Source organism: Nocardia elegans NBRC 108235, assembly GCF_001612845.1.
Classification (GTDB): Bacteria; Actinomycetota; Actinomycetes; order Mycobacteriales; family Mycobacteriaceae; genus Nocardia; species Nocardia nova.
In genome coordinates this window covers 65,771-77,126 of sequence record NZ_BDBF01000012.1, presented here as the reverse complement: position 1 = coordinate 77,126, position 11,356 = coordinate 65,771, and the positions used below count along the sequence as shown (strand labels likewise).

The 11,356-nt window shown below is 67.2% G+C and carries 12 protein-coding genes and 1 pseudogene; 8 read left to right on the top strand and 5 right to left on the bottom strand.

What is annotated here, in order from left to right; genetic code table 11:
* The first annotated feature begins 36 nt into the window (after positions 1 to 36).
* Together NE2_RS10385 and NE2_RS10380 are read left to right on the top strand one after the other, a co-directional pair.
* Positions 37 to 1,338, top strand: a complete 1,302-nt coding sequence (locus NE2_RS10385; protein WP_063025788.1) for a cytochrome P450 — start codon at positions 37 to 39, stop codon at positions 1,336 to 1,338.
* 119 nt (positions 1,339 to 1,457) lie between these two features.
* Positions 1,458 to 1,931 (top strand): hypothetical protein, encoded by a 474-nt coding sequence (locus tag NE2_RS10380; protein ID WP_063025732.1) that lies wholly within the window; start codon positions 1,458 to 1,460, stop codon positions 1,929 to 1,931.
* An 18-nt stretch (positions 1,932 to 1,949) separates the two neighbouring features.
* Here the strand turns inward: NE2_RS10380 and NE2_RS10375 are convergent, their stop codons facing one another.
* From NE2_RS10375 to NE2_RS37435, 3 genes and pseudogenes are all read right to left on the bottom strand, one after another.
* The gene (locus tag NE2_RS10375; RefSeq protein ID WP_063025731.1) at positions 1,950 to 3,188 is read right to left on the bottom strand and encodes an esterase/lipase family protein; all 1,239 of its coding nucleotides are present in this window, start codon (positions 3,186 to 3,188) and stop codon (positions 1,950 to 1,952) included.
* Between the two features lie 48 nt (positions 3,189 to 3,236).
* Complete coding sequence (locus NE2_RS37440; RefSeq protein WP_267888175.1) at positions 3,237 to 3,887, bottom strand: amidase family protein; 651 nt, start codon at positions 3,885 to 3,887, stop codon at positions 3,237 to 3,239.
* Between the two features lie 112 nt (positions 3,888 to 3,999).
* Positions 4,000 to 4,677, bottom strand: a pseudogene (locus NE2_RS37435) (amidase family protein); the annotation flags it as partial.
* Positions 4,678 to 4,805: 128 nt separating this feature from the next.
* Between NE2_RS37435 and NE2_RS10365 the strand changes: the two are divergent.
* Together NE2_RS10365 and NE2_RS10360 are read left to right on the top strand one after the other, a co-directional pair.
* On the top strand, positions 4,806 to 5,750 hold the full coding sequence (locus NE2_RS10365) for a LuxR C-terminal-related transcriptional regulator (RefSeq protein WP_063025730.1): 945 nt from the start codon (positions 4,806 to 4,808) through the stop codon (positions 5,748 to 5,750).
* A gap of 95 nt (positions 5,751 to 5,845) precedes the next feature.
* A complete protein-coding gene (locus NE2_RS10360) occupies positions 5,846 to 6,316 on the top strand; it encodes a hypothetical protein (RefSeq protein WP_146165160.1) in 471 nt (156 codons plus the stop codon).
* A gap of 126 nt (positions 6,317 to 6,442) precedes the next feature.
* Here NE2_RS10360 and NE2_RS10355 read toward each other — a convergent pair whose 3' ends face one another.
* Entirely contained in the window at positions 6,443 to 7,306 is an 864-nt protein-coding gene (locus NE2_RS10355; protein WP_063025728.1) for an NAD(P)-dependent oxidoreductase, read from the bottom strand.
* 143 nt (positions 7,307 to 7,449) lie between these two features.
* Here NE2_RS10355 and NE2_RS10350 point away from each other — a divergent pair, with 143 nt between their 5' ends.
* Together NE2_RS10350 and NE2_RS10345 are read left to right on the top strand one after the other, a co-directional pair.
* Entirely contained in the window at positions 7,450 to 7,800 is a 351-nt protein-coding gene (locus NE2_RS10350) for a winged helix-turn-helix transcriptional regulator (protein ID WP_063025787.1), read from the top strand.
* A 281-nt stretch (positions 7,801 to 8,081) separates the two neighbouring features.
* Entirely contained in the window at positions 8,082 to 8,354 is a 273-nt protein-coding gene (locus tag NE2_RS10345) for a hypothetical protein (protein WP_063025727.1), read from the top strand.
* A gap of 106 nt (positions 8,355 to 8,460) precedes the next feature.
* Here the strand turns inward: NE2_RS10345 and NE2_RS10340 are convergent, their stop codons facing one another.
* Positions 8,461 to 9,129, bottom strand: coding sequence for a TetR/AcrR family transcriptional regulator (locus NE2_RS10340; RefSeq protein ID WP_063025786.1), 669 nt, complete (start codon positions 9,127 to 9,129; stop codon positions 8,461 to 8,463).
* Between the two features lie 226 nt (positions 9,130 to 9,355).
* Between NE2_RS10340 and NE2_RS10335 the strand changes: the two genes are divergently transcribed.
* A complete protein-coding gene (locus NE2_RS10335; protein WP_063025726.1) occupies positions 9,356 to 10,159 on the top strand; it encodes an SDR family NAD(P)-dependent oxidoreductase in 804 nt (267 codons plus the stop codon).
* Between the two features lie 62 nt (positions 10,160 to 10,221).
* A complete protein-coding gene (locus NE2_RS10330; protein ID WP_063025725.1) occupies positions 10,222 to 11,349 on the top strand; it encodes a DUF5938 domain-containing protein in 1,128 nt (375 codons plus the stop codon).
* Positions 11,350 to 11,356: the final 7 nt, after the last annotated feature.

Here is an 11,356-nt window from a genome sequence, read left to right as displayed (position 1 = left end):
CCCGCGACCGGACTTCGACCGGAATGGAAGGGCTCGATGAAACCGCAGTACCTGTATCGGTGGGTCAACAATCACGGGGTGATCCTCCTGTTCAAGAAGGTGCAGCTCCGTCGCGGTGATCTATTCGCGCAATTGATCGGCAGCGCGGAGGGGATAGAAAACCCGTACGCCCTGATCGAGAAGATGCGCGGAAAGGGTGGATTGATCCGGGCGCACCCGGTGTGGATCACCTTCGATCACGATATGGCCCGAGAAATACTGCGTGACAAGCGTTTCGGCGTGGGCGTACCGACGATGCTCGCGCCGCGCCTCGGACGGCGCCTGCTGCACCGCCGGCCCGTCCCGCCGAACCCGGTGGATCCGCCGTCGATGCTGGTGATCGACCAGCCCGAACACACGCGGATGCGCAAACCGGTGACTGCGGCCTTCACACCCCGTGCCATCGCCCGGCTGCGCGAGCGAATCGAGACCGTCACAGCGGAACTGCTCGCAATGCTCCCCGACGACGGGCCCGCCGATCTGGTGGCGCAGTATGCCGCGCAGGTGCCCATCGCCATCATCTCCGAAATACTCGGCTTCCCGGATGCCGACCGCGAGATGTTCCTGCGCTGGGGCGACGACATCAGTCCGTTGCTCGACCTGGGGATCTCCTGGCACACACATCAGCGGGCGATGGAATCCTCGGAGCGAGTGCACCGATATCTCATGGAGCACATCGACCGCCTTCGCGCCGAACCCGGCGACGATGTCCTCAGCAACCTTGTCACCGGAAGCGATCTGTCCACCCACGAACTGTGCGCCTCGGCGACCCTGCTGATGGCTGCGGGCTTCGAAACAACGGTCAACGTGATCGGCAAGGGCATCACCTGGCTGCTGCGTCACCCCGATCAGTTGAGTCGATTGCGCGCCGAACCGGAGCTGTGGCCCAACGCGGTCGAGGAAATCCTGCGGATCGATCCGCCGGTGCAAACCACCGCCCGCACCACCCGGACAACGCTGGAGATCGGCGGTATCCGACTTCGTGCGGGTTCGACCGTGGTGCTCTCATTGGCCGGCGCGAACCGCGACCCCGCTGTGTTCACCGAGCCGGCCCGTTTCGACATCACCAGGAACAATGCCAACAACCACCTGTCGTTCAGCAGCGGTATCCATGTGTGCCTGGGCGCCGGTCTGGCACGGATGGAAGCGGTGCATGCCCTGCGAGCTCTTTTCGAGACCTTCCCTGACCTGCGATCGACCGACGCGCCTACCCGTCGCCCGCTCTTCACGCTGCACGGATACGAACGCCTTCCCGTGCACACCGGTCCACGCCTCCGCAGCCACCAGCCTGTCGGCTGATGGCTGCGGTTTCGTCGCGATGCAATTCCTGTGGAGGATGGCGCGAGGCGGGTGAGACCACCTCTTCAGCTCTCGGCACCGCGAGGTAGTCTCACCCGAAACGATGAGGGGGCGGTGGTGTGAGAGATCCGCAGGCACACCCGGAGTCGTTTGCGCCACATGGTGCGACCGCCATCACCGCAGCCATCACAGCGCTGGTAGCAGGACTGCTCACCGGCATCGCCGGAATCCTGTGGGTTCTCTACACGATCGCCGGAATCGAGGATCAGGCCCGCGAAGCGCCGACCGAGATCAGCCGATCCACGGACCTGGTGGTCGTGGGCATCGTCGCCGCTGTCATCGGACCGGCCTGGGTTGTCGGAGGATTCCTGCTGCTGACGTACATGCAGACGGGCCGAGTCCTGTTGATCCTCGCGTCGGGGGCGGCGCTGGTCGGGAGCGTGGTGCAACTTGTCAACAGAGGCTTCGCCTTCTTGTACATACCGATCGCTGTGAGCCTGCTGATTTTCATCCTGTGCGCGGTTCCGGCAACCGGTCGCTGGATCGTGTCCGAACAACTGGAGCCGAATCCCGATGTGGGACATGACGCGTGATCGGTCGAACGGCCGGCGTCAGCCTGGACGAAGCGACTTCTGTTCGCGCTCGCCGCGCAGCCAGTGGGTCAATGCTTCATAGACTGCCTCGTGGTTGAGTAGCGTGAAATGATTCGCGCCGGGTAGGTGCAGGCCGTTGTCGTCGTCGAAACCTATGCGGCGGGCGCGATTCCGGCCCGAACCGCTCGTGGTCAGCACCAGACCGTCCCCGATCAAGCGGCCCAGGGGATTTTGCGGGCTGCGGGTTATGGTCGCGGTGACGAAGTAGTGATCGGCGCCTTCGAGGAGGGGTATCTCGCGGATCGCTCTGCGGCGCAGCGCATCCGCGTCCACACGGTCCCAGTTTTGATCGACGAGTGAACCATGGCGCAGATCGCGGATGCCCGCACTGCGGCGGCGTAGTAGCCGTCCGAAGGGGCGGGTCTCCGGGACGCGGACCAGTGCTGCGGAGAGGTAATGGACGATTTGCTCGAGTGGTGCTCCCAGGTGGGGTGACCCGAGGCAGACCAGCTGGCGCACGTACTGTACCCAGGAACGTCGCTCCTCGGCGGCGTGGAAACACGCGCTGCGGGCTATGAGTCCACCCATCGAATGGCCGACCAGCGACAACTGTTCGATCTCGACCGGCCAGTGCTCGGCGAGGCGCTGTAACAAATCGTTCAGTTGCTGGGCGTTCTCGGAAATGTGCAGACCGCTGTTGTATCGCACCTGAAGGGATGTGCAGCCGAGATCGGCCTCGAGTCGTTCGGCGTAGGTCGGTCTGCCGCCGAGACGCCACGCGTGTTCGGTTTCCGCCAAACCGTGCAGGAAGATCACGACTCGACCGCTCGGGTTCGTGATGTGCTTCGCGAGCCGTTCCGGCGCCACCGGTTCGCCGTCGGACCGAAATGCCATGGGCTCGGCCAGAATCGGCCGCTGCTGGGCGAGAGTGTCACCGATCAAACCTTGCAGGGCCGCGAGGAAGCCGGAGCCGAAAACCGTGCGCGACGGGGTGGGGACCCCGGAGAACGTCGCGGCATGTCCGGCCAGCATGCCCGCCGCCACCGCGGAATCGCCGACGATCCGGTACACGTTGTCGGCGATGGTGTCGTGTACCACCTGCGCCGGCCGTGCGGCCGGGCCGACACCCAGCCGCACGGCAGCGAAAACGTGATCGGAGACGGCGCGATGTACCGCGGCGATCCCATCGACGGCACCGCCTAGTTCATCGCCGGCCAACCGGGCGAGCGCCTCGATCTCCTCCTGCCGATCGCTCACCCATTCAGTGTATGACTGTCCACTGAAATTGGTCAGCTGCCACGATTGCTACCGCCCCGCGTGCACGGCCGGACGGCGGTCCGCCCACGGCATGGCGCGCTCGAGGTCCCCGGCCAGCGCCAGCAGCGTGGCCTCGTCGCCGTGGCGGCCGGCGAACTGGATTCCGATCGGCAACCCCGTCGCGGATTCGGCCAGCGGCAGCGAGATGGCGGGCATACCGGTGACGTTGAACAGCGCGGTGAAGCTGCCGTAGTCGAAGATGCGGTCGTACCACTCGCGGGCGCTCAGCGAGGCGTCGTCGGCGTCGAGGTGACCCAGCGGGATCGGTGGCGCGCTGGTCGTGGGTGTCAGCAGCACGTCGTAGCGGGTGAGGAAGCCGGCGACCGCGCGGGTGGTCTGGTTGAACACCCGGTCGGCGGCGTAGATGTCGAAGGCGGACAGCGTCTTTCCGTATTCGACGCACGCCAGCGTGGTCGCCTCCAGGTGCTCCCGGCTCGCCTGCACGCCCAGCTGCGCCGAGGCACCCAGGACGGCGTCGGCGAGGAAACTGCACCACGCGTCGAGGTTGGCCTGGTCGAAGGCCGCCACATCGAGTTCGGGTGCGGCCTCCTCGACGATGTGCCCCATCTCGGCCAACCGCTCGGCCACGTGGTTCACCGCGGCCACGCATTCCGGGTCGACGGCGCGACCGGCGTCCATCGGGGTCGCGGTGACGGCGATTCGCAGTGGCCGGGAACCCGGCGGCGGCGTGCTCGGCGAAGCTGCGCACCGGGCCGGGCAGCAGGTAGCGGTCGCCGGGCTCGGCGCCGTGCACCGCGTCGAGCAGCCGCGCGCTGTCGCGCACGGTGCGGGTGACGGCGAATTCGATGCCGAGCCCCAGCAGCGGGTCGGCGAAGTCAGGGCCGGGTGTGGTCCGCCCTCGGCTCGGCTTGAGGCCGACCACACCGCACGCGGCGGCGGGGATGCGGATCGAGCCGCCGCCGTCGTTGGCGTGCGCCATCGGCAGCGCGCCGCCGGCGACCAGCGCCGCCGAGGCGCCGCTGGAACCGCCGGGGCTGCGGTCGGTGGCCCAGGGGTTGCGGCTCGGTCCGCCGTAGGCGAGAGCTTCGGTGGTGGCATTGAATCCGAACTCCGGGCTCCGGGTGATCGCGCCGATCGCCAGGCCCGCGCGGCGGAACCGCGCCACCAGATGGGTGTCCTCCGGGTGGGCGACACCCGCACCGAACAGCCTGCTGCCGCTGCGGCTCGGCACCCCGCCCGCGTGCGCGATGAGGTCCTTGAGCGCGAACGGCACACCGGCGAACGGACCGGACTCGTCGTAGTCGAGCGGTTCGTCGAAGCGCTCGCCCGCCACGGCGGCCAGTTCGGGCTCGACCGCGTCCAGGGCGGTCGCTGCGGCCGTCCAGACCTCGGCCGCGCTGACCTGTCCGTCGCGGATCAGCTCCGCCAGACCGGTGGCGTCGTGTGCGGCGTATTCGGCGACATCCATGCGATTTTCTCCTCGTGCTTCGCGGGCAGGATGGGCGAAGGGTAGGAGCGAACATCACGGCGCGTATCGGCAGAATTGCGGAGGCGCAATCGCGGACAAGTCGCTAGCCGCGCACCTACCATGACCGCATGAGCGAGTCGGCGGTGCGTGCGCGTCTCGCCGCCGCGCTCGAACTCCGGGACACGGCGGCCGGATCACCCGGGGGCGAACCCCTCAAACAGCAGGCCGGCCGTCTGCTGTTCGCGCTGCGCCGAGTGGTGCCCTACGACCATGCCGCGCTGTCGACCCCGGACCCGGTGACCGGCGAGCACACCACCTACACCAATTTCGGCTACAGCACCCCGACGCTGGACCTGATCAACGACGCCATGCCGGCCATGGAGCTGTACGACGAACTGCGCGAGACCAGGCTCCCGGTACTGCTGCACGACGTGGACGGGCGGCGGCGGCGCGGCGTCGTCTTCGACGTCATCCGGCGCAACGGCTTTCGCGACGGGCTCAGCCACTGCCTCTACTCGCCGCACGGCCGCTACCTCGGCTTGCTGAACCTGAGTACCTACACCCCGCTCGACGAGCACACCCTGCCGCTGACCACCCTGGTCTCCGACGCGCTCGCCGCCGCGGTCGATCCGCTGCGCCCGACGGACGGCGGAGCCATCGCGATCGGCGCGGGGGAGGAGGCTCTGCTCATCGATCGTGACGGCACCCCACGCCCCTTGACCGCCGGCGCCCGCATGGACCTGGCCGCCGCCCTGATCGGTCGTGACCGGGCTGCGGCGGTGACGGTGATCCACGGCGCGCAAGTGCACGAGGTCCGCCTGGACGCGGTGCGCGGTGGCACCCTCGTCCGGCACCGCCCCGTGCCGCCGCCCGCGGGACTGACGCTGCGGGAACTCGAAGTGCTGGAACTGCTTTCGCACGGTGCGGCCAACACCGAGATCGCCCGCACCTTGCGGATCGGCGCATCGACGGTCGCCACCCACGTGGAGGCGATCCTGCGCCGCACGGCATCGTCCAACCGGACCGCCGCGGCCGTCTACGCGACGCGCCTCGGGCTGTGCCGTACCGCGTGACCATTAACAGGCAATTTGCCTCCGGCCCATTCCGTGACCCCACTTCGAGCCCGCTCGCTTGCAGGAATGTGGTAGTCGTGCGAACCTGTTCATCCGTGGGGATCGGACAGCGGATTCGCTGGCAGACACCGGAAGCAGAGCCGCAATCGAACAAGTCTGCGCCGGAGACGGACGCGCCTGTGGCATGGCAGGACGTGATCGTCGCCCTCGACCGCCTCGCGCCTGAAATCGCGGCAACCTGCCGCGCGCGGCAGGTCCCGTCCCTCGAGCGATCACTGCTGACCGGACGAGGGTGGCTCCTCGACTTCTATCCCGGTGCGCGCCTGCAGTTGCGGATCGATTGGACCGGCGGCTGGGTATTCATGCACCGCCCCGTCCCTCAACCCGGCGCATACCGGGCCCTTCCCGGGCACGGAGCGAAGAGGATCTCGAAGAACGATGCTCGTCTCCATTGGGAGAGCCGAGTCGCCAGAGATCCCGCCGCCCGTTCGGAATTCACAGAAGCTGCCCTTCGGGAAAGCTTCCGGAACCAGATCGCGCGCCTGTCGCCGGCGAGAACGCACTGAGTAGCTCGCCGGCGAGCCATCCCACCGCGGATGGATGGCGTGCAGCCGGTCGAGGTGCACGCCCCCGATGAGGACCAGGCTGCGAGTGTCGACCTCGGGTTCACCGCCGGCTGGACCACGGTCTCTTCATCGCAGCTCTTCGAAGGTTCGCGCGAACGCCAGTGCCCCGTGCCCATCGGCGACCTGGCGGTCGATCAGATTCTTGACCGGCGCGACCATGTCGAGGGCGACACCGGCATCGCGGCTGGCGCGCACGATCGCGTCCAGCGCCGCCTTCTGGAAGGCCAAATGTTGCCGATCGGTGGTGTAATCCCCGGATTCGATGATCCGTCCGTACTCGGGCAGGGATTGCGACATGGCACTGGCCCATGCGGCGGCCCGATCGGAGAACGCCGCGACCGACTGCCCGGCCGAGGCGACCATGGCCGCACCATGCAGGAATCCGGTGAACATCGTGTACATCCCGGCCAGCAGGGCGAAGTCGTACAGCGAGGCGAGACCGGCGTCCGCGCCGAAATACTCTGCGGTGCCGAGCAATTCGAGAGCTGCGCGATTCGCGTCGAATACCGAGCGGGATCCGCTGTAGAGAACCGACGAGCCCGGCCCGCCGATCATCTGCGGGACCGCCATGATGCCGCCGTCGAGATAGTCGATGCCGTGGTCGGCGGCCCAGCGGGCCAGCTCCCGAGCCTCCTCGGGTGAGGTACTGGTGAGATTGATCAGCTGCCGCCCCCGTAGCTGTCCGGCAACCGGGTCCAGCGTGGCATGGACGGAGGCGTGGTCGAGCAACACGGTCACGATGACATCGCTCGCCCGCACCGCGTCGACGATCGAGGATGCGCGGGTGGCGCCGGAGGCGATCAGGTCGGCATCCTTGCCCGCGGTCCGGTTCCACACCGTTGTCGGGTGGCCGCCTCGCACGAACGCCGCGGCCAGTGCGCGGCCCATCGCGCCGAGCCCGAGGACCGTCACTGTGGTCTGTTCCGCCATTGCGGATCAACTCCTTGGAAACTGGGAAACGTTGTGGTCAGCGCGCTGGAATCAACCCTGCGGCAAGGCCGTTCATTCGACAAGTACCTACTATTCGGTCGGGTACTTACCAGCAGGTGTGTGAACAGATAGCGAGGGTGCCGATGGGCGCGAAGAGATCCGGACCATACTTCTGCGGCATCGACGCCGCCATGGACGTGCTCGGCGGCAAGTGGAAACCGCTCATCCTCTGGGAGTTGGAAGCACACGGCGTCCGCCGATTCGGGGAACTCCGCCGTGGGCTGCCCGGTGTCTCGGAGAAGATGCTCATCCAGCATCTGCGCGAACTCGAGGAAGACGACATCATCACCCGCAACGTCTTCCCGGAGGTTCCGCCGCGCGTGGAATACGAACTCACCGAACTGGGTTCGGCACTGAATGCCGCCCTGGAACCGCTCGGAGCGTGGGGGCGCGTCCGCATCGACCGGATCGGCGCATCGCGAGTCCACGGCTGAACCGGACGCTGGGCGGTGACGAACGAGCCGTGGCGTAAGGCCGGTCGCCGTGGCGGCGGTCGGACCGTGGGTGGCGTCGATCCCGCTACCTGCGCGTCGTGGTGTCCGGCGGGGGATAGGGGTCGGGCGTACATGTGGCCGTCGCGGACGCCGAACTCGATGCGGCAAGGGAAGATGGGGACTTCGTCGTCGGCGCGGTGGTGGTGGGTGACGAGCATGGTCATCGCCCAGTCGCGCAGCGGTACGGGCAGTGCGATCGTGGTGCCGTCGTTTAGTCGCAGGTGGGGTTCGCCGCGGCCGAGGGGGTCGGCGATGGTGATGCTGACGACGTCGAGGATCAGGCCGGTGTCGGTCGCGGAGGCGACCACGGGTGGGTCGAGCGCGAGAGCCATATCGGCAACTTGGTCGCGACACCTGTCGCCCTCCCGCACAACCGGGGCGTGACGCTGCCCGGCCTGGACCACGGCTCACCCGCCGATCCCAGCCAGACCAACAGCGGCGGCAACCCCACCGCCGTCGCCCCCTCCCTCCGCGAGTTCTTCGCCCAGCCATGACAACCGGTCCCCACATCCTCGGAAGCGCAACGGACCGAGAACCTTTCGGCTCGCAGAGCGCCACTTCATCGGGAGATCGGGGGAGTGTGGGATTGCCGGTTCTGCCTCACTTCGCCGGTGAGGTCGCCTCGATCCGGTTTCGGCCGGTCGGTGCGCTCAGTAGGGCGAAAACCGCGTCGAGCTGGTCGCGGGCTCGGTCGATTTCGGCTGCCCGGCCGGCGATGTGGTGCAGCAGTGTGCGCTGAAAGATCCCGTCGATGGTGACGTAGACGGTGGCGGGCGTCAGCGCCGGTTCCGTGCCGGAAAGTTCGCAGTAGCGTGAGACGACCCGCCAGATCATCTCCTCCCGGCGGGCCTCGATGTCGAGGACGTCGGCGCGGAACGAGTCGTCGAACAGGCTCTGGTTGCGCAGGTCGTACCAGAGCCGGTGTATCGCCGCGTCGGCCTGGAGGGTTCCGAAGAAGGTCGCGGCGAACTCGGTACGAAGCTGCTCGGCGCTCTCCGCCGCCGCGCAGACCTCGTCGTAGCGGGTGACGCAGACCGCCTCGTATTGGCGTACGGCGTGGGCGATCAGGTCGAGTTTGTCGGTGAAGTAGTAGTGCAGTACGCCGTGCGAGTACTCGGAGTTCTGTGCGATCTCGCGCAGGCTCGTGCGCGCGTAACCGAGTTCGGCCAACGTGTGCAGAGTGGCCCTGGCCAGCTCGTTGCGCCGCGCCTGGAACTTGTCGCGGGCGCGTTCTTCCACGCGGGCTTTGGGGTCGGCGACCTGCGTCACGTTGAGTCCTGTCCGGGTCACGTCATGTCTGTCCTTTGAGTGTAGCGGTGCCCGTGCGGCGTCCTTTGACGAGTGTCCAAGGAAGTCTTGACGTCTGTCAAGAAAAGTCTTGACGAGTGTCAAGATTCCCGCTTACTGTGGCCTGCGACACATCGACTGATGACTGTCTCCCACATCACGCTCGCAAGTTCGCGACGCTTGCGGATTTCGACGAAGAGGTATCGATATGACGAGCTACAACCTGGCCGGACGCACCGCACTGGTGACCGGTGGGGCACAGGGCCTGGGGGCCGGCATGGCTCGAGCGCTCGCGGCGGCGGGCGCCTCGGTGGCGATCGGCGACATCGACGTCGAGGGCGGCCGGCAAGCCGCCGAGGCGCTGCGGAAGGCGGGGGCGAAAGCCGAATTCATCGCGTTCGACGTCACCGACGACGCCGCATGGGAGGCCGCGACCACCACCACGGTGCAGGCGCTGGGCGGGCTGGACATCGTCGTGAACAACGCGGGTGTCGAGGTCACGAACCTGCTGGTCGATCTCGACCCCGTAGCGACATCGAAGATGATGGAGATCAACCTGTTGGGCACCGCGCTCGGTATCAAGCATGCGTTCCGCGCCATGCGTCCCGGCGGTGCGGCCGGCAACGGGGGAGCGGTGGTCAACATCGCGTCCGTGGCGGCGACGATCGCGTTCCCGGGCATCAGCATGTACTCGGCGACCAAATCCGGCATCGACCGGCTCACCAGGGTCGCCGCGGCAGAATCCGGCAAACTCGGCTACGGCGTGCGGGTCAACTGCATCTACCCGGCGCTGACCCCGACCGCCATGGGCAACAAGCTCGCCGTCGACTGCGCCGAACTCGGGCTCTTCCCCTCTCCCGAGGCCGCCGCGCAAGCCGTCGCCGAGCTCACGCCGCTCGGCCGCCTCGGCCAGGTCGACGATATGGCCGACGCCGTCGTATTCCTCGTCTCGGACGCGGCGAAATTCATCACCGGAGCGGGCCTCCCGGTCGACGGAGGCATGGGGATGTAGCCCGGATCTTCGACCGTCGCAACAGCTTTCACCGACACCCCAACCTTCAGAGGAGTCCAGCCATGCCCACCGACAAGCGCGTCGTCGTCTACGGTGCCTCCGGTTACACCGGTCGTCTTATCTGTGAGTACTTGCGCGAGTACACCATTCCGTTCCTCGCCGCCGGTCGCGACCACGGTCGCGTCAAAGCCGCAGTCGATGCCGTGCCGGGCATCGACACCGTCGACCACGAGATCGTCGAGGTCGAACACACCACCGCCGCACTGGCCGAGGCATTCCGAGGCGCGGATGTCGTGCTCAACACCGTCGGTCCCTTCGCTCGCTACGGCCACGAAGTAGTGCAAGCCTGCCTGGAGATCGGCGCCCACTACACCGATACCAACGGTGAGCAGAACTGGATGATCGACGCGCAGGCCCGGTACAGCGCCGACTTCGCCTCGCGCGGACTGCTTCTCACGCCCGGCCTTGCTCAGATGTACTCGATCGGTGAGATCGCCGCGAACATCTGCCTGGAGAATCCCGGCCTCGACACCCTCGACATCCAGGTGTTCTGGAAGGGCCATCCCACCGTGGCCTCGACCAACACCATCCTCACCAACGCGGCCTTCGCCAAGGCGTACTACCTGGAACAGAACGAGTACGTCGAATGGCCTCCCGAGGAGGGGCTCTACACCGTCAGCGTGCCGGGACAGCACGAACTCGGCCTGGCGCTGCCCTGGGGCGGCACCTCACACCCGGTGTGGTTCAAGAACGATCCACGCGTCGCCAACGCCCGCGCGCTGGGTGGCGTGTTCAATCGTCCACTGATGCAGGGTGTTCCGGTGTTGGTGGCCGCGGCGTTGCAGCAGATGGAAGGCAAGTCGGAGGAGGAGAAGTACCGGATCATCGACGAGCAGTCGGCAGCGATTCGCAGCGAGATGCCGCCGCGGGAGAACCCCCGGATCAACACCTCGCTGGACTCGGTGTACGCCTCCGGTCCGCTCGGGCGCGCGCACTGCGTGATCCACGGCAACTGCAACTACAAGCAGACGGCCCTGCTCAACGCGCACGCCGCCGCCGAACTGCTGCAGGGCCCACCACGACGCGTCGGATTCGCCTCCAGCTGCCAGGCTTTCGGGCATCGGGAACTGCTCGGGACGCTGCGCGCGTTCGGGCTCGTGCTCGATCCCATCGTCAGTGTGCACCGCTGAGGTCCAC

Coding starts and splice junctions, on each gene's coding strand:
- NE2_RS10385 (WP_063025788.1), top strand. CDS start 37: ATGAAACCGCAGTACCTGTATCGGTGGGTCAACAATCACGGGGTGATC.
- NE2_RS37440 (WP_267888175.1), bottom strand. CDS start 3,887: ATGGACGCCGGTCGCGCCGTCGACCCGGAATGCGTGGCCGCGGTGAAC.
- NE2_RS10365 (WP_063025730.1), top strand. CDS start 4,806: ATGAGCGAGTCGGCGGTGCGTGCGCGTCTCGCCGCCGCGCTCGAACTC.
- NE2_RS10355 (WP_063025728.1), bottom strand. CDS start 7,306: ATGGCGGAACAGACCACAGTGACGGTCCTCGGGCTCGGCGCGATGGGC.
- NE2_RS10350 (WP_063025787.1), top strand. CDS start 7,450: ATGGGCGCGAAGAGATCCGGACCATACTTCTGCGGCATCGACGCCGCC.
- NE2_RS10335 (WP_063025726.1), top strand. CDS start 9,356: ATGACGAGCTACAACCTGGCCGGACGCACCGCACTGGTGACCGGTGGG.
- NE2_RS10330 (WP_063025725.1), top strand. CDS start 10,222: ATGCCCACCGACAAGCGCGTCGTCGTCTACGGTGCCTCCGGTTACACC.